22 protein-coding genes and 1 other RNA gene are annotated in these 23,646 nt (G+C 45.9%); 20 read left to right on the forward strand and 3 right to left on the reverse strand.

Features of this window, described 5'->3' with window-relative positions; translation table 11 throughout:
- Window positions 1-81: 81 nt before the first annotated feature.
- The 8 genes from ACQW03_RS20505 to rnpB all read left to right on the forward strand — a co-directional run bounded on the left by ACQW03_RS20505 (window position 82) and on the right by rnpB (window position 7,485).
- Complete coding sequence (locus ACQW03_RS20505; RefSeq protein WP_013311130.1) at window positions 82-558, forward strand: YaiI/YqxD family protein; 477 nt, start codon at window positions 82-84, stop codon at window positions 556-558.
- Window positions 551-2,425 (forward strand): DNA primase, encoded by a 1,875-nt coding sequence (dnaG, locus tag ACQW03_RS20510; RefSeq protein ID WP_025722118.1) that lies wholly within the window; start codon window positions 551-553, stop codon window positions 2,423-2,425. Before ACQW03_RS20505 ends, dnaG begins: the two co-directional genes overlap by 8 nt.
- A gap of 43 nt (window positions 2,426-2,468) precedes the next feature.
- The gene (rpoD, locus tag ACQW03_RS20515) at window positions 2,469-3,602 is read left to right on the forward strand and encodes an RNA polymerase sigma factor RpoD (RefSeq protein ID WP_007431230.1); all 1,134 of its coding nucleotides are present in this window, start codon (window positions 2,469-2,471) and stop codon (window positions 3,600-3,602) included.
- A gap of 87 nt (window positions 3,603-3,689) precedes the next feature.
- Window positions 3,690-4,529, forward strand: a complete 840-nt coding sequence (locus tag ACQW03_RS20520) for a hypothetical protein (protein ID WP_076293507.1) — start codon at window positions 3,690-3,692, stop codon at window positions 4,527-4,529.
- Window positions 4,526-5,287, forward strand: a complete 762-nt coding sequence (locus ACQW03_RS20525; RefSeq protein WP_071641801.1) for a tRNA (adenine(22)-N(1))-methyltransferase — start codon at window positions 4,526-4,528, stop codon at window positions 5,285-5,287. The genes ACQW03_RS20520 and ACQW03_RS20525 overlap by 4 nt, the downstream gene beginning before the upstream one ends.
- Complete coding sequence (locus ACQW03_RS20530; protein WP_441951489.1) at window positions 5,263-6,378, forward strand: Nif3-like dinuclear metal center hexameric protein; 1,116 nt, start codon at window positions 5,263-5,265, stop codon at window positions 6,376-6,378. Before ACQW03_RS20525 ends, ACQW03_RS20530 begins: the two co-directional genes overlap by 25 nt.
- A gap of 62 nt (window positions 6,379-6,440) precedes the next feature.
- Window positions 6,441-7,007 carry a flavin reductase family protein gene (locus ACQW03_RS20535; protein WP_441951491.1) on the forward strand — a complete coding sequence of 189 codons (567 nt, stop codon included), beginning with the start codon at window positions 6,441-6,443 and terminating at the stop codon, window positions 7,005-7,007.
- A 79-nt stretch (window positions 7,008-7,086) separates the two neighbouring features.
- Window positions 7,087-7,485, forward strand: an RNA gene (rnpB, locus tag ACQW03_RS20540) — RNase P RNA component class A.
- Between the two features lie 415 nt (window positions 7,486-7,900).
- Here the strand turns inward: rnpB and ACQW03_RS20545 are convergent.
- The gene (locus tag ACQW03_RS20545; RefSeq protein ID WP_441951493.1) at window positions 7,901-9,121 is read right to left on the reverse strand and encodes an aminotransferase-like domain-containing protein; all 1,221 of its coding nucleotides are present in this window, start codon (window positions 9,119-9,121) and stop codon (window positions 7,901-7,903) included.
- Between the two features lie 116 nt (window positions 9,122-9,237).
- On the opposite strand from ACQW03_RS20545, the gene pdxR reads away from it, so the two are divergent.
- Both pdxR and ACQW03_RS20555 read left to right on the forward strand, forming a co-directional pair.
- The gene (pdxR, locus tag ACQW03_RS20550) at window positions 9,238-10,713 is read left to right on the forward strand and encodes a MocR-like pyridoxine biosynthesis transcription factor PdxR (protein ID WP_071641794.1); all 1,476 of its coding nucleotides are present in this window, start codon (window positions 9,238-9,240) and stop codon (window positions 10,711-10,713) included.
- Between the two features lie 88 nt (window positions 10,714-10,801).
- Entirely contained in the window at window positions 10,802-11,032 is a 231-nt protein-coding gene (locus tag ACQW03_RS20555; protein WP_071558470.1) for a hypothetical protein, read from the forward strand.
- 57 nt (window positions 11,033-11,089) lie between these two features.
- Here the strand turns inward: ACQW03_RS20555 and ACQW03_RS20560 are convergent, their stop codons facing one another.
- Window positions 11,090-12,970 carry a S8 family peptidase gene (locus ACQW03_RS20560; RefSeq protein WP_071641792.1) on the reverse strand — a complete coding sequence of 627 codons (1,881 nt, stop codon included), beginning with the start codon at window positions 12,968-12,970 and terminating at the stop codon, window positions 11,090-11,092.
- A gap of 186 nt (window positions 12,971-13,156) precedes the next feature.
- Here ACQW03_RS20560 and ACQW03_RS20565 point away from each other — a divergent pair, with 186 nt between their 5' ends.
- The 6 genes from ACQW03_RS20565 (at window position 13,157) to thiI (ending at window position 17,964) form a co-directional block, all read left to right on the forward strand.
- Window positions 13,157-13,663: a YpuI family protein gene (locus ACQW03_RS20565; RefSeq protein ID WP_023989471.1), complete on the forward strand. Its 507-nt coding sequence runs from the start codon at window positions 13,157-13,159 to the stop codon at window positions 13,661-13,663.
- Between the two features lie 187 nt (window positions 13,664-13,850).
- Window positions 13,851-14,078, forward strand: coding sequence for a DUF1540 domain-containing protein (locus ACQW03_RS20570; protein WP_013311120.1), 228 nt, complete (start codon window positions 13,851-13,853; stop codon window positions 14,076-14,078).
- A 44-nt stretch (window positions 14,079-14,122) separates the two neighbouring features.
- A complete protein-coding gene (locus ACQW03_RS20575) occupies window positions 14,123-14,515 on the forward strand; it encodes a hypothetical protein (protein ID WP_076293501.1) in 393 nt (130 codons plus the stop codon).
- Window positions 14,516-14,737: 222 nt separating this feature from the next.
- A complete protein-coding gene (locus ACQW03_RS20580; RefSeq protein ID WP_071641790.1) occupies window positions 14,738-15,430 on the forward strand; it encodes a lytic transglycosylase domain-containing protein in 693 nt (230 codons plus the stop codon).
- A 157-nt stretch (window positions 15,431-15,587) separates the two neighbouring features.
- Window positions 15,588-16,736, forward strand: a complete 1,149-nt coding sequence (locus ACQW03_RS20585; RefSeq protein ID WP_441951497.1) for a cysteine desulfurase family protein — start codon at window positions 15,588-15,590, stop codon at window positions 16,734-16,736.
- 1 nt (window position 16,737) lies between these two features.
- On the forward strand, window positions 16,738-17,964 hold the full coding sequence (gene thiI, locus ACQW03_RS20590; RefSeq protein ID WP_071641786.1) for a tRNA uracil 4-sulfurtransferase ThiI: 1,227 nt from the start codon (window positions 16,738-16,740) through the stop codon (window positions 17,962-17,964).
- Between the two features lie 71 nt (window positions 17,965-18,035).
- On the opposite strand, the gene ACQW03_RS20595 is transcribed toward thiI, so the two are convergent.
- Entirely contained in the window at window positions 18,036-18,731 is a 696-nt protein-coding gene (locus ACQW03_RS20595; protein WP_220029883.1) for a TerC family protein, read from the reverse strand.
- 217 nt (window positions 18,732-18,948) lie between these two features.
- On the opposite strand from ACQW03_RS20595, the gene ACQW03_RS20600 reads away from it, so the two are divergent.
- The 4 genes from ACQW03_RS20600 to ACQW03_RS20615 all read left to right on the forward strand — a co-directional run bounded on the left by ACQW03_RS20600 (window position 18,949) and on the right by ACQW03_RS20615 (window position 23,515).
- On the forward strand, window positions 18,949-19,608 hold the full coding sequence (locus tag ACQW03_RS20600; protein ID WP_071641784.1) for a TerC family protein: 660 nt from the start codon (window positions 18,949-18,951) through the stop codon (window positions 19,606-19,608).
- Window positions 19,609-19,702: 94 nt separating this feature from the next.
- Window positions 19,703-20,194, forward strand: coding sequence for a hypothetical protein (locus ACQW03_RS20605; RefSeq protein ID WP_071641782.1), 492 nt, complete (start codon window positions 19,703-19,705; stop codon window positions 20,192-20,194).
- A gap of 292 nt (window positions 20,195-20,486) precedes the next feature.
- A complete protein-coding gene (gene typA / locus ACQW03_RS20610; protein WP_013311112.1) occupies window positions 20,487-22,328 on the forward strand; it encodes a translational GTPase TypA in 1,842 nt (613 codons plus the stop codon).
- A 125-nt stretch (window positions 22,329-22,453) separates the two neighbouring features.
- A complete protein-coding gene (locus tag ACQW03_RS20615) occupies window positions 22,454-23,515 on the forward strand; it encodes an LCP family protein (RefSeq protein ID WP_441951501.1) in 1,062 nt (353 codons plus the stop codon).
- The last annotated feature ends 131 nt before the right edge of the window (window positions 23,516-23,646 follow it).

Genomic DNA, 23,646 nt, shown 5'->3' on the forward strand with positions numbered 1-23,646 from the left:
ATAAATATACGGAACGGTGTAAGAGTAATCTTGCAGCCGTTCCGTATTTTACTCGAATGCGGATGGAGATGGGGGATGCTCATGGAGGGAACCGGAACTTTACTGGATGTGCGGATCGTTGTTGACGGGGACGCTTGTCCTGTTAAAAGTGAAATTGCGGAGATAGCTTCCCGTTTTCATATTGAGGTTATTATGGTATCTTCATATGATCATCTCATTCAGGGCAGCAAAGGCGTAAGCATCGTTAAAGTAGACCGAAGCGACCAAAGTGCCGATCTCTATATTGCCAATCATATCCGTCGCGGCGATATTGTAACCACCAATGATTATGGTCTTGCTGCACTTGCCTTGGCAAAAGGTTGTGAAGTGATGTCTTTTCGCGGAGCTATGTATCGAAACGATTCGATAGATTTCATGCTTGACCGACGTCATACTTCTGCCAAAGAACGGAAAAAAGGACGTTATGGAAAAGGTCCTAAACCGTTTACATTAGAGGATCGTGAAGTTTTTCAACATAAACTGACAAAACTTTTACTTCGCTTGCAGGAGAATGAGTAACGGTATCGAATTATATTTACGTGCTAAAGAGATGAAGGTGGTTAATATGAGTGCCGGACAAGGTAACATACCGGACGATATCATTGAGTCGGTTTTACAACATCATGATATTGTAGATACGGTAAGCAAGTACGTGCATTTGACCAAGCAGGGGAAGTATATGAAAGGCCTCTGTCCTTTTCATTCCGAAAAAACCCCTTCATTCACCGTGACACCGGATCGTCAGATTTTTTACTGCTATGGCTGCGGCGCGGGAGGCAATGCCATCAAGTTTATGATGGAAATCGAAGGACTATCCTTTCCCGAAGCTGTCAGGACAATGGCAGAAGAAAGTCATATCCCGCTCGGCGAATGGCAGGGACGTGATTCATCGCATCAGCATCCTGAGTTGGACAGGCTGTTGCAAGCGTATGAGTTAACTTCTAAGATGTACCATTTTTTGCTTAAAAATACGGAGCACGGCAAACCAGCGATGGAATACTTGCGTTCACGGGGATTCAGTGACAAGATCATTGATCAATTTCAAATTGGCTATGCACCCAACCGATGGGATACGATCGTTCAGTTTCTGGAGAAGCGTTCTTTTGATCCCGTGGAGATGGAAAAGGGAGGGCTTATTTCTCCCCGGCATGAGGGTGATGGATATGTGGATCGATTCAGAGATCGTATCATGTTTCCCATTTGGAATCGCAACGGAAAAGTTATTGCCTTTGCAGGCCGTATACTTGGTGAGGGACAGCCGAAGTATTTGAATTCACCGGAGACCAAGCTATTCAACAAGAGCCGAACGCTGTACAATCTTCATCATGCTAAAACCTCAATTCGCAAGCTCCGCCAGAGTGTTCTTTTTGAAGGCTACGGTGATGTCATCTCGGCATGGGAAGCTGGCGTACAAAATGGGGTGGCCGCCATGGGCACTGCTCTAACGGAGCACCATGCTACGATGTTAAAAGGACTGTGCGACGAGGTCATTATTTGTTATGATGGTGACCGGGCAGGACAAGCTGCTGCGCTTAAAAATTTTCCGCTGTTGGAAAATGCGGGACTTCACGTGAAAGTAGCGCTGGTCAGTGACGGTATGGACCCGGATGATTTTATCCGGCAATACGGCGGCGAACGATTCCAGCGCCAAATTATCGAAAGTGCTGTTTCAACGGTGAAATTTAAGCTTATATATCTGAAAAAAAACCATATACTGCAAGAGGAAGAAGGAAGAATCGCGTATTCCCGCGAAGCATTAAATGTCATTGCACCTCTGTCATCCCCGACCGAGCGGGAAGTGTATCTGCGCGAAGTATCAGCCGAAGTCAAGGTGGATTTTGAAACCTTGAAGCAAGAATGCAATTTACTCCGTCAATCCCTGCAAAAAAAACAGAACTTTGGGGATAATAACGAAAATGGGTGGAATAATGGTAGGCATAAAAAAGGGCAGGTCTCCACACCTAATTTGTTGCCAGCTTACCATGTGGCTGAGCGCAGGCTGCTTCACTGGATGATGCAAGATTTAGAAGCTGCAGAGTATGTAGAAAAGCATCTGGGCGACGCCTTTAATATTGAGGATCATGCAGCAATTGCTGCTTATCTATATGCCTATTACGCGCAAGGGAAGTTACCGGATACAAGCCGTTTTATTTCATCTTTGCAAGACGACCGGCTGGAGAAGAACGTAAGTTCGATCATGATGATGGATGCTCCAGGCGTATGGGCACCGCACATTTTGGATGATTATATTCATCAGGTGCGAAAATTTCCATTGCAGGAGCAACTGGATTTGAAAAGGGAAGAAATGAGAGCCGCTGAGCGCTTAGGTGACTTTTTGCGCGCAGCACAAATTGCAAGTGAGATTATAGCCCTAGAGAGACAATGAACACACAGAGGTCGGATGTTTCTAGGGAGGAGGGAGTCGAAAGATGGCGAATGATCAGCATACTGAACTGGAGACGGAACTAACACTGGATCAGGTCAAAGATCAACTGATTGAGTTGGGTAAAAAAAGTTCTTCTCTGAACTACAAAGATATCATGGAAAAACTGTCGCCGTTTGATCAGGACCCCGAGCAAATGGATGAGTTTTATGAGCAACTGGGTGACTTGGGGATTGAGGTTGTAAATGACAACGACGAAGAAGTTACCAGATTGCGTCAAAATGACGACCCGGAAAACAATGATGGGGATGATTTTAATTTCGATGACGATCTGAGCCTGCCTCCCGGTATTAAAATTAATGACCCGGTCCGGATGTACTTGAAGGAAATCGGTCGTGTACCTTTGCTTTCTGCTGATGATGAGGTGGAGCTTGCCAAACGGATCAATAACGGCGATGAAGAAGCCAAGCGTCGGTTGGCAGAAGCGAACTTGCGTCTGGTTGTAAGTATTGCCAAACGTTATGTTGGTCGCGGAATGCTTTTCCTGGATCTGATTCAGGAAGGTAATATGGGTTTGATTAAGGCAGTAGAAAAATTTGATTACGAAAAAGGCTTTAAATTCAGTACGTATGCAACCTGGTGGATTCGTCAGGCCATTACGCGCGCAATAGCCGATCAGGCGAGAACGATCCGTATTCCGGTGCATATGGTGGAAACGATCAACAAGCTGATTCGTGTATCGCGTCAACTGTTGCAAGAGCTGGGGCGCGAACCTACGCCGGAAGAAGTAGCTGCCGAGATGGAGCTGAGCGTGGAAAAAGTACGGGAAATTATGAAAATTGCCCAAGAACCGGTTTCATTGGAAACACCAATTGGTGAAGAGGATGACTCACATCTGGGGGATTTCATTGAGGATCAAGAAGCATTGGCGCCTGCAGATGCGGCTGCCTATGAACTTCTGAAGGAACAGCTCGAGGATGTACTGGATACGTTAACCGAACGGGAAGAGAATGTTTTGCGTCTCCGCTTTGGTTTGGACGACGGAAGAACCAGAACCCTTGAAGAAGTGGGTAAAGTGTTCGGTGTTACACGTGAACGTATTCGTCAGATTGAGGCCAAAGCGCTGCGTAAGTTGCGCCATCCAAGCCGCAGTAAGCGACTGAAGGATTTCCTCGAATAGAAGCGTAACATTGCGGACCTTCTGCGGCTTGAAGCGCGCAGGAGGTCTTTTTTTATCTCATGGCAGCCTTGGTGGAGGGGAAGAAGCTTGGACCAGGAGAAAAAACGGGCAATACTGTTACATGAAATTGAGCATTGGCGGCGAAGTCGGCTGCTCCCTGAGCAATATTGCGATTTTTTGTCTAACCTGTATCGGGAGGACGAAGATCCGTCGCAGAGCCAGAACCGTAACAACACCGGGCTGCTTACATATCTTAGACACGGGCATGGGATCGCCTGGCTTCTTGGTTTTGTCATTATTTCCTGCATTTGTTTGATCGGTTTTTATTTTACCGCTTTTCCGTTGGCAATGCAAATATTCTCGGCAAGTGCAGTTACTGCGATTTGCTATGGAGTGGCCGCATTTTGGCGGTCTTCCGAAAAGAGTATGAGTGTGATGTTGAGCACTTTAGGCAGTGCGATTATGCTGGGTTCGGGTGTGTGGATCATTCAGCTCCATCAAGGTGATGCTAAGGTTTGGTTTCTTTTGCTCGTAGGCCTATGCGGTGTGGTTTGGTGTCTTGTGGGATTAACTTTGCGGATCAACTTACTTCATTACTGTGGTCTTGCTGGGCTGCTTTTAGTGTACGCGGTCCTTATAGGCCGCTACTGGCCTACAGCAACTTTAGTGATGCTTGAGGCATTTTGGATTTTGCACGCAGTATTGTTGATCTGGCTAAGCTGGTGGGTACATCGCCGCTTTCCGCGTCTTGCTTTGGTTTATTTCGCTATAGGCATGACACTAGCATTTATGGCTGAAGCAGACACGATTATCCTGCGCCATCAAGCGGCGGATGATGTGGTGTTTTACAGCATACTGAAGTTGGCATTTGTTGTAGGAATTTTATTTTGGACTCGAAAAAAATGGATTACGTGGGTGACGTCATGAAACTTTCTCAACGATTACAATATATTATGGAACAAATTCCTGCCGGGAGCAGACTTGCGGATATTGGCTCGGATCATGGACTACTTCCTGTGGCTGCAGTGCGTAGTGGCAGAGTACCGCAAGCCGTGGCGGGTGAGGTCAACGATGGCCCGTTGCGTGCGGCTCAAAAGCAGGTGGCCGAAGCAGGTCTTACTGATCGCATTGCGGTTAGAAAGGGAGATGGATTGGCTGTAATTAAGGCCAATGAGGTTGATGTTATTACGATAGCTGGCATGGGTGGTGCCTTGATCGCCTCCATTTTAGAGCAAGGGAAAGACAAGCTTGTTTCAGTGAAACAACTTGTTCTACAGCCTAACGTAGGCGAGGATATCTTACGCCGTTGGCTCATCGAACATCAATGGGTACTTACAAGTGAACATATTATGGAAGAAGACGGGAAAATATATGAGATTCTGACGGCCGTACCTGATTCGGTAAGCCCACTGAAACAGGATGCGCTGTATCAACCATGGAAACTTCCCGATAGTTCGCTGATACTGACACAGGATTTGTTAATGCAACTCGGACCGCTATTGGTCAAAGCACCGAATAAAATCTTTTTTTATAAATGGAAATTGGAGATTCGCAAGCTTGAGGATGTGCTGGCACAAGTGGCACGATCAGATCAGGAGTCCGCACAGCATAAGCGGGAACAATTGCGCAAGCAAATTGAACAGCTAGAGGAGGTACTTGCATGTTTGCCAAAGGACAGACAGTAATTAGCTATATGGAGCAGCTGGCTCCGAAATACTTGGCAGTTCCGGACGATAGAATCGGGCTTCAGCTGGGTAGTCTGCAAAAGGAAATCAAAAACATATTAGTAGCCCTGGATGTTAATGATGAGGTTGTCGAAGAGGCAATCCGCATAAAAGCTGACCTCATTATTGCGCATCATGCGATTATATTCCGCCCACTTAAAGCTTTGAATACGGATCAGCCTGCTGGCAGATTGTATGAAAAGCTGATCAAGAATGATATTGCTGTCTACATCAGTCATACGAATCTGGATACGGCTGAGGACGGCATGAATGACTGGATGGCGGAAGCTCTGGGTATTCAAAGTGAAGGTACGCTGGAGGATGTTCACACCGAGCAATTATTCAAGCTTGTCGTTTTCGTACCCAAAACACATCATCAACGGGTACTGGATGCCGTATTGGGGGCGGGAGCTGGACATATCGGCAACTACAGTCATTGCAGCTTTAACATTGATGGCTACGGAACTTTTGTACCGGGTGAAGGCACACAGCCGTTTTTGGGTGAGCAGGGTAAAATGGAACGTAGTGAGGAGGTTCGTATTGAGACCATTGTACCGCAGGGTGTACGCAATAAAGTTGTTCAAGTGATGCTGAAGGCTCATCCTTATGAAGAGGTGGCTTATGACCTGTACCATATGGATTTGCAAGGCCGTAGCTTTGGTTTGGGGCGGGTCGGCAAGCTCAAGGAGACCTGCACGTTACGGGAGTTTGTCGATGTTGTAAAAAACGGTCTCAACGTCGAGCATGTACGTGTGGTGGGCGACTTAGATCGTACGATCAAAAAGGCAGCCGTTCTTGGGGGCTCTGGCAGCCGTTATGTGAACAAGTCGCTCTTTAAGGGAGCTGACGTATTAGTCACGGGGGATATTGACTATCACACGGCTCAGGATGCCCTTATGGCGGGGATTGCTATTATTGACCCTGGACATAATGCTGAAAAGATTATGAAGCCTAAAACCGTAGAATGGATGCGCAAACGCTTGGCAGAAGGTCGTTATTCAACGGAAGTACATGTATCTCAGGTAGAAACCGAGCCTTTTCAATTTTTGTAAAATCTCGACATCTATGAGAAAATGAAGATGCTCTATTATTTTTTTTCGTAGGGAGAGGTTCTATGCGGACGCTGATATCTGATTCTGCAATTCATGCCTATCCAGGCATGGTCGCTGTTGTTACTTCCCGCTATGAGGGGGAAAATAATGTAATGGCCTCAGGCTGGCATACCTATATCGGATCATCACCGGGCATGTATGGCATTTCACTGAGGAAGGAAACATATTCTCACGGTCTGATCGAGAAAAGCGGAGGCTTTGGTATTCAGTTTCTGCCTGCACACAGATCGGAATGGATTCAGGCTGTAGGTACCTTTAGTGGTAAAGATGTAGATAAGTTTCAGCAGTTTGGCATTACATATGAGGATGGAATTTCAGTCAATGTGCCTATATTGCTGGAGGCTTATCTTGCTTATGAGTGTAAAGTCGTGGATATTCATACCTATGGAGATCATGATTGGATCGTCGGTGAAATACAGCAGACCTACCGAGATGATGAACTGTTCCTAGATGAGGAGATTCCTGATTTTAGTAAGCTTTCTATCCCGCTATACGTGGGAAGGTCTGCTTATTATGTGGCGGATGATTCATTGCAGAGAAAGGTGCATCCGTTTTATTTGAGCAAGTAAACAGAGATCTGTACGTTTTACAATATTTTCAGGGTTGTATCATGCGCGCGTTCCCTGTATACTATGTAATGTTGTTCGGAAAGTTTGACAGACAATCGCTGGTGGCGTGTGCCACGAGAGGAAAGTCCGGGCTCCATAGGGCAGGATGCTGGATAACGTCCAGTCAGCGCGAGTTGAAGGATAGTGCCACAGAAATGGACCGCCGATGGCCGCTTGCGGCACAGGCAAGGATGGAACCGAGGTGTAAGAGACCCCGAGGAACGCTGGTGACTTCGTTCCTGGTAAACCCCATCTGGAGCAAGACCTAATGGGACACAGCTTCTTCGCGAAGCAGCCTTAGCCCGAGGCGTGTCTAGGTTGGTCGCTGGAGCTGGATAGCAATGTTCGGCCTAGATAGATGATTGTCGCTTGTAGTGGGAGGGTAGTTCCCGTCTGTACCACGAATAGCACAGAACCCGGCTTACGGAAAACTTTCCCCACTGCAACACCTTAAAATGTATAAATTTAACTTTTGTAAATGACCTGTTTGCGTGAAAGCTTTTAATCCAAATGTATTTATTGAATTAAAAAGGGTGTGTCATATTCCAACGGGAATCATGGCACACCCTTTTTAACATACCGTATTTACGCAGAAATAGTGCCTTCTTGGAATGAAGCCCCCAGCATAATTACTGGGGGCTTTCATTTTAATTTTTACTTCCTCTACCGTAAAACCGTTCGAGGATGAGGCACGTAGTTAGCGTATCAACGCATTTGAATCTGTAGAAGCGAGCCTGCACCTTTGTCCCAGATTCCACCATACTATTCAAATTCCAAACGAATCAGGGGGTAACAGCGATCGTAAAATCAAATGATTCGTGAAGCGGCCTCACGTACATATCCTGCCAACTCCATCATCGCACGCTTTTTACCACACTTTCCTCTGTGTACATCTTCAGTGCTCGATCCAATCGGTCAACCGCTTTAGGAAGCAGGGAAGGATCCGTATGCGTGAAGTTGATCCGCATGTGGTTGCTGCCACTTAGGTCAGCATAGAAGACTTGTCCGGGGACAAATGCGACTCCTTCCTGAATTGCGAGTTGCAGCAACCGATCAGAACGGAAGCCCTCGGGTAGGGTAACCCACATAAACATACCGCCAAGTGCATCATTCCAGGTGATTCCTTCCCATTGACGTTCTTTCATCAGCGACGTGAGACGTAGCATACGAGAATGGTACTCAGCGGACACGGTACGAATATGTCCGTCCAAGTCAAAAAACTCCAATAACTCATTCAAAGCACGTTGATCAATACTGCTGGAGTGCAGATCGGCAGATTGTTTGGCATTGGCGACTTTAACGACAATTGCTTGATTAGCTACCAGCCATCCAGAGCGAACACCAGGAGCAACGGTTTTAGAGAATGTAGAAGTGTACATCACATGACCGTCTCCACCTAGTTGTTGATCAATTGAGAAAAGGGATGGAAAGTTAAGGTTTTCGTCAAATTTAAGACGTCCGTAAGGATCATCTTCAAAAATCAAAGTGCCGTATTTACGGCATAGTTCAACAACGCCTGTTCTGCGTTCCATACTCCAAACACTTCCTGCCGGGTTGGAGAAGGTGGGGATGACATACACGAATTTAGGCTGATGTTTTTTGATCTTGGCTTCAAGATCTTCTAATTGCATACCGTTAGAGTCTGTATCTACACTTACAATGTTGGCACCATAGGAATTAAATACCTGAAGAGCTGCCAAATAAGTAGGGGACTCCACCAATACAGTATCCTGCGGATCGAGCAACACACGCGAAACCAGATCAATGGTCTGCTGTGAGCCCGTCGTCATGATGATATTATCTCTGGTGACGGAGATGCCTTGGGATGACATGATTGCTGCAAGACGTTCCCGTAGAGGAATGTAGCCCTCGGTTAGGCCGTATTGAAGAGCGGTAGTACCGCCGAGACGAAATACCCGCTCATAGGCTTTAGCAACAGCTTCGATGGGGAAAAAGGCATCGGCCGGAAGGCCACCTGCCAGAGATAACACATCTGTTCCCTGTGTCAGCTTTAAAATGTCCCTTACCATGGACGAGCCCTGAGTACGAGCCATACCCGAAAATTTGTGTTCCAATCCAATCATCTCCTGTGTTCTATACTGTACTATGAAATTTGTTGTATTATATCGATAATGAAGTATAACAGTAAACGTCTAAATGTAACAGTTGATTTTTGGAGGGGACGGTTCCGATGCATATTGATCTCAGCCGCAATAGCAGTGTCAAATTATATTTACAGATTGCTAAAACATTAGCAGATCGCATCCAGTCTGGATTGCTGCCTCAGGGTACAAAGCTTCCTTCTGTCCGTCATCTGTCCAGTCTGCTTGCGGTAAGTCCCGTAACTGTAAGCAAGGCGTATGCTGAGTTGGAGTCTATTCATTTGGTTACCTGTACACAGGGAAAAGGTTGCTATGTAGCGGAGCCTTCAGTAGCTGTTCAACGTGAGGGAGCACAGGATTTGTCATGGCAAATGTCGCTGATCGATTATTTGCCGCGCGCACAGTTATGGAGAAACTTTAACCATAGCAGACAGTTTCCTTATTCTTTTCATATAGCAGCAATTCAACCGGAGCTTCTTCCTACACGCGAAATCATCGCTGATACTCAACGTCTATCCTCTGGAAATCCCGATGCAATGGCAGCATACGGGACTTTTGAAGGTGATTTAGCGCTGAGGGAAGTGTTTGCAGATCACCTGAACGAACGCGGTATATGCACAGTGGCAGAACAGCTGCTCGTGACCAGTGGTGCCCAACAGGGCATTGACTTGGTGGCACGTACCTTTGTGGGTTCTGGTGATGTTGTCTACATGGAGGCTCCTACATATACGGGGGCCATTGATGTGTTTACCAGTCGTGGTGCCAAAGTAATTATGATTCCGATGGATGAGCAGGGCATGAGGATCGATATCCTCACGCGTCTCTGTGACACTCATCCCCCAAAACTGATCTACACGATACCCACCTTTCATAATCCTACCGGAGTAACTTTAACGATGGCCAGACGCACACAATTACTGGATCTAGCTCAAAGTTATCATTGCCTCATTGTTGAGGATGATCCATTTTCCGACCTATATTATAAAACAAAGCCGCCACTCTCTATCAAGGCGCATGATCAGTCCGGACATGTGATATATATCAAAAGCTTTAGCAAAACCGTTGCTCCCGGCTGCCGTATAGCTTGTGTAGCGGCCACTGGCAGTGTAATGGATCGTTTGGTGGCTGCCAAGTCTACTACGGATTTGGGGAGCCCTCTATTAACGCAAAAAGCGCTACTGCCCTTTATCAGGAATCGACTTAATCAGCATCTTGTTTGGTTGCGGGAACAAATGCGGGATCGGTTGACAGTTGCATTGCATACGCTCCAGCGCTATGCTCCGCCAGAGGTCAGCTGGTATGCTCCCGAAGGCGGCTTAAATGTGTGGATTAAGCTTCCACCTAATGTTGATATTCCAGAATTGGAGCGGCTGGCTGACCGAGAAGGTGTTTCCTTTTTACCTGGTGCAGTATGCTATGCAGGTGGTATGGACAGTAATCATATCCGTATTTCTTTTTCGTATGCGGACAAGGAAACACTTAAAACAGGTCTTCACAAACTGTGCCGTTTGTTGGGCGAACTGCTTGATCATTCGGTCATTGTTGAACGGAAGCCTATTTTATAAGGGATATTTGTATTAGGGGGTAAACATCCAAGCACAGCACACGCCTTCTTAATATGCTGTACTAATTCACCGAAAGGAGTTGCACATTATGAGTCATTGCCCTTACGACCCGATCGTGTGCCCGCCGATCCAATTTGTAAATCATCAATTTTTCCCACAAGTCGTGCCTGTGGTTCATCCGATTGAAATTGTTAATCAGACGCACATTGTACCTGTACCTCATCACGTATTTCCGGTGAGTATAAAGGACCCTGGAGAACCTTGCTGTCATACTCGCAGCCATGGCAAGCGTCCTGTTCGCAGTAGTTCCAAGCGTTAATAAAGCCCAAAAAAGCAGCCATGGAGCAACATGGCTGCTTTTTTCCAATAAGGAATCTTACGTTTCCAGTTTCTTTAATATTGATTTTAACTTGTCACTTAAATGCTGTGGATAGAATTGCAAAGGAACATATGGACGTTGTGCTGCTTTCAACGCTTTATACACGTCAATTTGACCATATCCGAAATATTTGTCATGCCCGGGTGTGCCCAAGTCAATTACGCTGCTTCTCATTAAATCCATAACCTCTTTGTTGGTCAGATCGGGGTTAATGGATCGAATCAGTGCAGCAAGCGCAGATACATGGGGACTGGCCATTGAAGTACCCGACAGTGCAGCATATTGGTTCCCTGGGTACGTACTGGCAATACTTGCACCTGGAGCCATGACGTCTACATAATCTCCATAGTTAGAAAAGGATGCACGGTGCATAGAAGAATCTGTAGCGGAAACGGCAAATACTTCAGGATACGCTGCTGGATAGCCAGGTCGTTCCGTATTGTCATTACCTGTAGCTGCAACTAATACGACATCTTTATCATAGGCGTATTTGATCGCATCATGCAAAAATTCAGCTTGTGCGTAATTGCCCAGACTCAAATTGATGACCTTGGCCCCATGATCAGCTGCCCATATAATACCTTCTGCAACCGAGTAAGTCGTACCGGAGCCGGATTGGTCAAGTACCTTAATCGGCATGACTTTGTTGTACCACGTCATGCCGGCGACCCCCTCACCATTGTTCACGAGGGCAGAAATGATGCCAGCGACGTGCGTTCCGTGACCGACGTCATCATAAGGCTTTTCAGACGGGTTTACCACGTTACGACCTGAAAGGATTTGACCTTTTAGGTCGGGGTGATCCAAATCTACTCCCGTATCTACGACAGCGACAATTACGTCCTTGCTGCCTTTGCTTAATTTCCAACCGCGGTTGGTTTCAGTAGCCGGCAGATTCCATTGATAGCGGGAAAAGAGCAAATCATTGGGGATAGAGCTGTCCGCTTTGATAGGTGTTTTCTCATTGGTTAGATACATGTAGTGAGGCTCAGTATAAAGCGGGTTCCACTTTCTTGAAAAATACTGTTTTAGTTCCTTGAAGTTCATCTTATCCGAATGAAATACATAGGTATAACCAAGCTTGCGGCCTGGCGCACAGTGTAAATCTGCTGCAATTTCCTCCAGTTGTCGTGAATCAGGATTGTGACGGAAGCGAACGACAATTTCGTTTTCGAAATAATGGCTTGCATTTTCGTTGTCGTGGCCCGTCTTGACAGTAATATCGTGCAATGTGTCGGGATGTACGGATTCGATTTTGTAGCTGCCTTCTTTTGGATAGGGAATCAAACGCAAATTCTTCCGCTGATGCTTCTCCACGTCACGCAATACTTGCTGACTGACCAGGGCAGCAACGCCGCATGTTCCGTCAGCCGATGGTTCTGCCATGACAAAAAATTTACCGCCTTCAGCCTGAAATGCAGCAGATTCGTAGGATTTATTTTGCATGACAGAACGGCGAGCCGCAGCCAAGCTGCTTTTGATTTGAGGATGACTGAGCAGACGAGTTTGTACTTTGGTGCCCGTATAGGTGCTCGTGTTCCCGTCGGGTGTGTGAATCCACAGTAACGTATGAAGATGACTGTGCGATTGCTGTAGCCTGCGGGTAAACTGTCTTTTCTGATCAGCAGTTTTACCATCAAGCTCCCGCATCACGTATTGAATATCCTGCCTTGCATCCATGCGTGTGAGGGTATCCGTAGCGGACAGGTCCAAAGCCAACATTCCTTTTTTGAGCTGCTTCTCTTGCTGTGGCACCATCTTGGCCGTATATTCGGGCTGTGGTGTATGGCGGTGATCACGGGAAGGCAGCATCAGTGTGATGAGAAGTACCCCGGCAGCTGCTCCGAGCAGGGGTTTTAACCATTTTCGCCGAGACATGGGACCGTCCTCCTTGAGTATTCATAAATTTATGGTTTAGCGTGAGGAGGTTGGCATGTTTTTATACCTTTCAATGCTCATTTGTGGTAGGATAAATACTGAAAATTACAGCTCTTTCGGTTAGAAGGGACTATTTTCGGGTAACCAAATTGATGAACAAGCAACAAATAAGGGGGAGCTGCCTTGATGTCAGCAGTCAACGTACAAAAATTATGTGAGTCGGCGCAGGAGAGACTGAAAACTGCCGTGAAACGGGTGGAAACATTCCTCAATGAGCATGCTCTGCCGCAACTGGCTACAGATGGCAATGAGGAGTCCGTACTTTTTTACAAAGGCTTTTTGTCGGATCTCCGTCATGTCCTTGTTTTTTCCGAAGTATCTTATGAAAAGCTGGGTGTGGCTTTACGCCGTGCCAATTTTGACGTCGATTTTGCGGAAAAGGCATTGTATAACGTTTACCATGACTGCGTGAACAGCTTTTTTTATCCCAAAAATGAATCTTACGCAGAGGATGGACGCTATGCGTATACGGGACAAGATGCTATCCGCTTCCGTAAAACGCCAGTGCCAGCCGCTCGCGAAGTGATCATGGACATCACGAAAAATTTTGAAGAATTGCGTGATGATCTGACTTATTATGAAAGTGACTATTTGACTCAGCGCCGGATGCAGACTCGACGTACTCATGCCTAAAGCATTCAACGGGGAAGATCATTTCTAATCAAAAACTAAAACAAGACAAGCAAGCCGTTTTCTACTTGCTTCCTGCCATTTTGGAGGAGGTGAAGGAAGCGGCTTTTTTCTTATGTCACCAACTGCCAAATACCATGAACGCATAGGTGCAGGGTAGCGGGGGGACAATGAATCCGAGGTGATGATCATGAGCCAAGAGGCCAAGCCAATCGTTAAGTGTAGCGTAGCCAATTGCCATTATTGGGGAGAAAACAACTTGTGCAAGGCGGATTTGATCATGATTGAAGTTGATGGTCATGCCGGAAAGAAATTTAAAGAAGAATATGCGGGAGAAAGCTTCAGTTCAGAAGAACGTGATAAGGCTGCCACGTCAGCCGCAACCTGTTGCCACACTTTTAAGCCGAAGTCCGTGTGAATTTTATTACGCGATTCATTTCGCATTTGGAGGTGCAGTTTATTATGGAAGATCATGAAAACGACAAGCATCAGAATGAAGAGCATGTTAGCCGCAAACGTGTAGATTACCCCCGTCACATTCATGAACGATCTGCCAAGCGCCGTAATGATCGTGAAGAATATGCAGCAGAGGTTGCTCCCGGCTCAGCTGTGACTCGACATGAGGTCAAGGGTGAAGAGCAGGTTATAAACAATAGTGGCCGTATTTCTGGCTATATTGGTCTGGCTGCAGGAATTGCCTCATTGTTTATGTGGTCCATTGTGCTGGGACCTATTGCTGCAGTTTTAGGTTTTTTTGCTTATGTGAATGGCAGCAAAACGACCGGCATTTGGTCGATTGGTCTTGGGGCGCTGGCGACATTGAGTTATTTTGCTTTTATCCCGTTCGTTCGTTGACCCTACTGGAGGAACAAGCTCAGTTTTCTTTTGTATATCCGAGAAAATTCATCTTAGTGATATAATTACATTAAAGCTGATCTATAAAGCTCCGCTGTCTTTTCGACAGAAACGGAGCTTTTTTTCATTAAAAGGTATGGAAGTACATAGTAAAAAGTTGTATCATAGCAGTAATGACAAGCTATTTGGGATATAACAACTATAGAAAGTTGGGAACACCACATGCAAATTGATCCGCGCGTGTCCAAGTCCATGTTAGACATGCAGCTGTTAAATAATATGAGTGCTACAACCCAGACGGGTACAACTGACGCTTTTTCCGGATTACTGGAACAAGTAGGTCAGTTGGAAACAGATGGTGCTGTGACACGAGAAAATTCAAGTGATGTTACCAGAGACGAAAACGGTTTACTATGGCTTCAATTGGGACCTTCGAGGGGGACGGCTTCGTCATTGTACCCCGCTCCTTCCAGCACAGCAACAGACGGACCCACAACACCTACAGCATATGATGATTTAATTAACGAGGCTAGCCAGAAATACGGCGTTCCAGTAGCGTTGATTAAAGCAGTTATAGATACGGAATCTTCATTCAATCCGTCGATCACTTCTTCGGCAGGAGCCAAAGGGCTCATGCAGCTTATGGATGCTACGGCTCAAGGTCTGGGAGTCAGTGACCCATATGACCCTGTTCAAAATATTGATGCAGGTGTTCGTTATTTGTCTTACCAGATTAAACGGTTTAACGGACAAGAAAATATGGCGCTGGCTGCATATAATGCAGGTCCCGGACGGGTGCAGCGGCTTGGTGTAAATAGTGATGAACAGTTAATGGCTGTACTGGACAAGCTTCCGCTGGAAACGCAAAGATATATTACCAAAATTCAAAATGCACGTGAAAAATATACGATCTAAGCCCTATAGCTTATAACGAAAAAAAGTGCGTAATTTCAATTAGATTAGGTCCGCAGATAGGATCAATATGGGGAAAGGGTGTCGCTATAATATAGCGGCCTTTCCCTGTTTTGGTCTTTTTTTGTTGCAGCAGTTATAGGACAGAAAGGGGAGTGCAATGAGATATTTTGATTATGCGGCGACAACTCCACCTTTTGAAGAGGTGATTACAACAGTTGCCGAGGTCATGAGACGCCACTATGGGAATCCATCTTCGATGCATCGGTATGGAGAGGACGCGGATAAGTTGCTTAAGCGTTCGCGCGAGGTATGTGCTGCGGCTTTGGGAGTGTATCCATCAGAGATTGTCTTCACATCTGGAGCAACGGAAAGCAACAATCTTGCTATTAAGGGAGCAGCTTTGCAGTATCAGACCAGAGGCAAGCATATTGTAACTGTATCGACAGAGCACCCGTCTGTGTACGAAGCTTGCAGACAACTGACAAATCTGGGCTTTGAGGTTACATTTTTACCTGTCGATGCGGAAGGGCATGTGAGCGCCGAACAGGTTTGTGCCGCTGTCCGTAAAGATACGATTTTAGTCAGTATTATGCATGTCAATAATGAGACGGGAAGGGTGCAACCGTTGCATGATATCGGAGCTGCGCTCAAGAAACAGTTCCCCCGTGTGCTATTTCATATTGACGGTGTACAGGGGTTTGGAAAGCTACCGGTTGATATCCGGGGCTGGCAGGCTGATCTGTACAGCCTCTCTGCGCATAAGCTGCGTGGACCCAAAGGTGCTGGACTACTATTCGTTCGGGAAGGTGTGGAGCTTTTCCCACTGCATAGTGGCGGCTCTCAGGAGCAGGGTTTTCGTGCAGGTACGGAAAATGTACCGCTGCTAGTCGGTATGTCTAAGGCGGTAAGGTTGGCGGGCGAACGGCAAGTAGAGACAGCACGCCGTATGACCGAGTGGAGAGAACGGGTGGTCGCAGAAGTGAAGACAATCCGTCAACTGCGGCTGAACAGCGGGGAAGAAGCGCCGCATATTGTCCACTTTTCGTATCCGGGCATGAAGGCCGAGGTAATGCTGCATACGCTGGAACAATTGGGTGTGGTAGTATCCACCAAATCGGCGTGCTCTTCGAAATTGGCTGAACCCAGCCGGGTGCTGCTGGCGATGGGATGCAATGAGGCGGAAGCGTCTGGCGGCATTCGTATCAGCTTCGGTGATGAACATACGGAACAGGATATCGATGAGCTTATACTTGCACTGCGACAGGCTGTAGCCAAGCTGGAATCCCTTGAAAGGTGGAAACGTTAAAATGCACTATGATATGCTGTTACTTCGCTTTGGTGAATTTACATTAAAAGGGAAGAATCGGACTCGTTTTGAAAAGGCAGTACTGAATCACGTGAAGCTGCTGCTCAAACCGTTTCCCGGTGCTTCATTGCGGAAGGAATTTGGACGGATTTATGTGGTTCTCGGAGGAGAGCCTTATGAACAGATCATTCAAGTGTTACAAAAAGTATTTGGCATCACGACAATAAGTCCTGTCAAAATGGCTCCTGTCGAGCTGGGTGCTATAATTGAGACCGCTGTAGCTTTGATGCGTGAGCTGAATGTGGCCGAGGGAACGACTTTCAAGGTAAATGCCCGCAGAGTGTGGAAGGAATTTGCTCATTCTTCACAAGAGATGAACCATTTAATTGGTTCTCCTATTTTGCGAGAGTTTCAAGCTTTGAAGGTCGATGTGCATCAACCAGATATTGAGTTGCGTGTGGAGGTTAGAGAGCAGGCGGCCTATATATTCAGCGATGTTATTATGGCTGTAGGGGGCTTTCCGTTAGGAACGAACGGTAAAGCTATGCTGCTGCTGTCTGGTGGAATTGACAGCCCGGTAGCGGGGTGGTCTTCCATGCGTAGAGGATTGGAAATTGAATGTGTGCATTTTTATAGCTATCCGTTTACAAGTGAGCGTGCGAAAGAAAAGGTCATTGAATTGGCAAGGGTCTTAGCAGGCTATGCGGGTCGGATTAAAATCCACCTTGTGCCGTTTACAGAGGTGCAGACGGCCTTTACGCGCACTGGACAGGATAATCTGATTATTACGCTAATGAGACGGTCTATGTTACGAATTGCGACGATGCTGGCTGAGCGTGAAGGAGCACTGGCACTCGTGACGGGCGACAGTCTGGGGCAAGTCGCTAGTCAAACGTTATCCAGCATGAATGTGATTGGCCGTTCGACAGAATTACCATTGCTGCGACCTCTCGTAATGATGGATAAGCAGGAGATCACGGAAATCGCAAAGCAAATTGGCACCTACGATCTATCCATCCTTCCATATGAGGATTGCTGCACATTGTTTGTTCCCAAATCCCCAACCACCAATCCGAATTTGTGGGTTGTTCAAAAGATTGAAGCCTCTATTCGGGATTTAAATGCCTTGATTGAACAGGCTGTGGCTGCAACGGAGACGCTTGTCCTGGAGGCAGGTGGAGCTATAGAGGGGCGTAAAGAGGAAGTTATACAGGAAGATTGGTTTTAAAATAAAAAGGCAGACCCACCAGCTAATTGGGTCTGCCTTTTTATTTTAGTTAAAACAGTTTTTGAATCATTTTAGACGGCTTTTTCTCGACTGGATACTGCTCTGCGATTTTGAAGATATCCTGTGAGCAAAATACCAGCCATAACTGCGGCAATAAACAAGATACGCAGCGCAGGGTGCTCGGTAAAATAGGGTTCCAGCTTACGTTCTTCAGTAATCATATTAGAGGCTGTATAACCAAGCACAGCCGATCCCAAATAGATAATCCAGGGGAATTTATTGATCAGTTTGATAAAAAGAGTGCTACCCCATACAACGATCGGTACGCTAATTAACAGGCCAAGCACTACAAGTAGCAAATGCTGCTGGGCCGCGCCAGCAACAGCGATCACGTTGTCCAGACCCATAGCTGCATCGGCTACAACAATCGTGCGAATAGCACCCCATAACGTTGTTCCCGCTTTGACTTCGGTATGGTCCTCCTGGTCTACGAGTAACTTGTACGCGATCCAGACTAACATGACACCCCCGATGAGTAACAACCACGGTACTTGAAGCAACCAGAGTACCACAATGGTGGCTGCGATGCGAATAAGCAGGGCACCACCGGTACCATACAGTATCGCTTTTTTTTGCGTGGTAGGAGGCAGCTTTCTGGCGGCAAGTCCAATTACAATCGCATTATCTCCTGCGAGCAGAAGGTCAATAAATATCACATTAAGCAGCAGCCAAAAGAACTGAAGTCCGGACATATCAATCGTTCTCATCTCCCTGATTAAACATCCTAAAATCATTGTATGTTGTTTATTTTAATACCCGTTTTTCGGAAATACGATTCATTATATTGCTGTTTGTTATTGATTTCAAGGTCTTTACTCAATAAATTTGACATCAATTTTTAATAAATGATGACTTATTTGACAAGGCTTATAAGCATAGCCTCGTCCTATTTCGCATACAAGTAGGATGGGGGTGTTTGTACACATGGAGCATATCATTTTGCTGTTGAAAATATTAATGATTAATTTGGTATTAAGCGGTGATAATGCGGTTGTTATAGCCATGGCGAGCAAAAACTTGCCTGCAAGGCAGCGGAGTCAAGCTATATGGTGGGGGGCAGTCGGTGCAGTCCTCCTGCGCTGTGTTTTGACTTTTGTAGCTGTCATTTTGCTGGGCATACCCTTTATTCAGGCGGCAGGCGGTCTACTTCTGTTATGGATTGCGTTTAAGCTGCTTTATGAGAATGAGGATCATGTGGGAGTCAGAGCAGAAACAACCATATGGAAGGCTATACAGGTTATTCTGGTAGCGGACTTTGTGATGAGTCTAGATAACGTATTAGCCATTGCAGCCCTAGCAGATGGGGATATCGCTATTATCGTCATTGGTATTGCAATTAGCATTCCGATTGTCGTCTGGGGCAGCAACGTGATTGCGATCTGGCTTCACCGGTTCCCTGTACTTGTTTTGCTTGGATCTGCAATCCTGGCTTTTACGGCAGGAGAAATGCTACTGCGTGATCCCCGATTGGGTGTGTGGTTAGCAGGTACGGGGGAGCTAATACATGCATGGTTACCGGGACTTTTGGGCGCAGCAGTTGTCATTGTAGGAATATATCGTCAGTTACGAGCTCGCCATATTTGAACGTAGTTTTTTTGGAAAACATCGGCTAAAATATATTTAAAAACAATCACATTAAAAGACCTAAAAACAAATTCAGCAAACAAAGGAGACCACGATGAATTCCGGAAAAGAGCGTATGGTCGGAGTGGGTATTGTTGCCGTAGGACTTATTATTTTGTTGGGGAAACTGGGGACGTTCTCCTTCTTGGGACGAAACCTTTGGCCTTTGCTGTTTTTAATACCTGGAATCGTACTGCATGCAATGTACATGAAGCGTAAAGTTTCACCCTTTATGTTGCTGCCGGCAGGGATTTTGTCGGTTTATGGCTTCTTATTTTTGCTCTGCAATATTTGGGGCTGGCATTTAATGGCCTATTTATGGCCTTTGCTACTTCTAGGTGTGGCGATTGGATTATGGCAGTACGCCATTAATGATATTTCGCTTTCTCGTAATGTTTATACAGGGGGCGTGATATTGGGGTTGATATCGGTGTTTTTACTGGTCATTACCCTGCTAAGAACGGGCATCATATATGTAATTGCAGTTTTACTGATCGGAGCTGGAATCTGGTTGGTCTTAAACAACCGTGGCAAACGGAAAAGGTAAAACGACAAGCTGTGAGATTTTATGGCGGTAAATTACGGAACAGGCAATAATGTCTTGCTTTATGACATATTTCAACTATAATATAATGGATATGATAAGAGCGTCGGAATGATTTCTGACGCTTATTTTAAGGTTTTCACGCGAATCGGAGAGAGAAGCTGTCTGTACAAAGCCTGAAACATATAGAAGGCTGGCAGGGAGTGGGCCTAAAGAACGATTGTTAGCCTTGAATCAGCACTGCTTCAGGATAGAGACACTATTTTGATATACGGAAAGGATATGGATACAAACCATGCATGCAAGAGAAAACATTCGCAATATTGCGATTATTGCCCACGTCGACCACGGAAAAACGACGCTTGTCGACAAGCTGCTTCAACAGTCCGGAACATTTAGAGAACACGAGGCTGTTCAGGAGCGCGCCATGGACTCCAACGATCTGGAGCGTGAACGCGGTATTACGATTTTGGCTAAAAATACAGCAATCACTTACAAAGATTACCTGATTAACATTGTAGATACACCGGGACACGCCGACTTTGGTGGCGAAGTGGAACGGATTATGAAAATGGTTGACGGTGTTTTGCTCGTCGTTGATGCTTACGAAGGTTGCATGCCGCAAACGAAATTCGTACTGCGTAAAGCGCTGGAACAAAATCTGACGCCTATCGTTGTAGTGAACAAAATTGACCGTCCGGCAGCTCGTCCGGCAGAAGTCATTGACGAAGTATTGGATCTGTTCATTGAGCTGGGTGCGAATGATGAGCAATTGGAATTCCCTGTTGTGTACGCTTCGGCGCTGAACGGAACATCCAGCATGGATGCTGAAAAGCAAGACGACAACATGCAAGCATTGTACGAAACAGTTGTAGAGCACATTCCGGCTCCAACTGAGAAAGTAGATGAGCCTCTTCAATTCCTCGTAACACTGATGGACTATAACGAATACCTTGGCCGAATTGCAGTAGGTCGTGTAAACCGCGGTATCATCAAGCAGGGGCAAGCAGTCACAGTTATGCAGCGTGATGGTAGCAGTAAATCAGCGCGTATTGAGAAGCTGTTCGGCTTCCAAGGTCTGAAACGTATTGAAACTGACCAAGCGGGCGCTGGTGACATTGTAGCGATTGCGGGAATTAAAGATATCAACATCGGTGAAACCATTGCCGATCCGAATCATCCTGAAGCATTGCCTGTACTGAAGATTGATGAGCCAACGCTGCAAATGACCTTCCTGGTTAACAACAGCCCATTCGCAGGTCGCGATGGTAAGTGGGTAACATCCCGTAAATTGCGTGAGCGTCTTCTGAAAGAACTTGAAACGGATGTCAGCTTACGTGTTGATGAAACAGATAGCCCGGACGCCTTTATTGTATCCGGACGTGGTGAGTTGCATCTGGGTATCCTGATTGAAAACATGCGTCGTGAAGGTTACGAACTGCAAGTGTCCAAACCAGAAGTTATCGTCAAGGAAATTGATGGTAAGAAAATGGAGCCAATCGAACGTCTCCTCATTGATATTCCGGAAGAAAGCATGGGCGCGGTTATGGAAAGTTTGGGCTCCCGTAAAGCCGAAATGGTTAACATGATTAATAACGGCACCGGACAGGTTCGCTTGGAATTCTTGATCCCTGCACGTGGTCTGATCGGTTACACTACAAACTTCCTGACTTTGACTCGTGGTTACGGCGTAATGAACCATGCGTTTGACAGCTATGGACCATTTGTTGGCGGTCAAGTAGGTGGACGTCATCAGGGTGTTCTCGTGTCAACGGAAAACGGCAGCTCTACATTTTATGGTATGCTGGGCGTAGAAGATCGCGGTATTTTGTTTCTGGAGCCAGGTACTGAAATCTATGAGGGCATGATCGTTGGGGAGCACACACGTGATAACGACATCGTCGTTAACATTTGTAAAGAAAAACAATTGACAAACGTTCGTTCAGCAACAAAAGACGATACAGTTAAACTGAAAACACCTGTTATCTTCTCTCTGGAGCAGGCGCTCGAATATCTGAATGATGATGAGTATTGCGAAATTACACCTAATGCCATCCGTTTGCGTAAAAAGATCTTAAACAAAGGTGAACGCGAGCGTGCGGAGAAGCAACGTAAAACAGCACAAGCAAATACGTAATTGATTGGATTGGTCTTTGGCCACAGCGGCGACGCCCGGGAACGGGATGCGCCGCTGTGTGTGTTTTAGGATTGTAAACTTGGAGAAAGCGATATTTCTCAAAACGCAGGAAAAGGTGTTGAAGCATGAGTAATCTTTCGAACGGATTGCCTCCCCGGACACAAAGCGGGAAAAAATCCGCCAAACCGAAAAAAACGAAAAAGAAAAAAAGCTTTTTCAGATCGTTTATGAAGTTTGTCTTGTTTCTGCTCATTATAGGTATTTTGGCAGCAGCTGGTTATACCTACTATCTTTACAATCAGGTAGAGGAAGTTTTGGATACGGGGATCAACAAGGAAGTACCCAAAACACAATTGGCTGAAGCTAAGCCTTTGACTATCTTATTGCTAGGAACCGATTACCGCCCTGATCATCCGACTTATTTGTCAGATGTTATTATGGTAGCTACCTTAAACCCCAATACCAAATCGTCTACCATCGTGTCCTTACCACGCGATACGCGTCTAGAAATGGATGGATATAAACCACGTAAGTTGAATGAGTATTATCCGGTGTTTAAGGCTAGAGAGAAAGAATCTGGTGAAGTTGCTGAAGAACAAATGAAGAAGATGATCGGCAAATATTTAAACATTGATATCGATTATGTGACGGTTATTAACTTCCAGGGCTTTAGAGATGTAGTAGATAATTTGGGTGGCGTAGATGTGACGGTTGATAAAAACATGTGTTATCGTGACCGTGCAGATGGTACCGATATTAACCTGACAGCTGGAGCCAAGCATTTGAACGGTGATCAGGCTCTTGATTTTGTTCGCTACCGAAAATCGAATTGTCGTCCAAGAACAGCTGAATCTGACGATTTTGATCGCAATCGTCGACAAAATCAGGTGCTTCATTCCCTAATTGACCAAATGCAATCCTTTAACGCTTTGACCAAGTTTAGCGCAATTATTAAATCGGTTGATAAGAATATGATGACAGATATCGAGTCACAGCAAATGAAAAATATCGTACAAACCTATTGGAATATTTCCAAGCAAAATGTGAAATACAATCCGGTGGCGGGAACGTGGCGTAGCCCGTATGTGTACATTGATGAGCAACAGCTCGATTTGGCCAAACAAGCGCTACAAGAGGAATTAGCTAAAAAAGCAAGCGACACTACTGCAGCTTCTTCCAATTCCTGAGTATGTATCTTTCTCCTCTCTTATGTTATACTCGCAGCGAGTAAAGCTCTTATATAACATAAGGGGGTTGAGGTATGTCTAAAGTTATAGTGAACCAAGTCTAGGTCCAGTGAGCAATCACTGGGCCTTTT

Origin of the sequence: Paenibacillus sp. DRB1-1, assembly GCF_052119485.1 — a bacterium.
Lineage (GTDB): Bacteria > Bacillota > Bacilli > Paenibacillales > Paenibacillaceae > Paenibacillus > Paenibacillus polymyxa_B.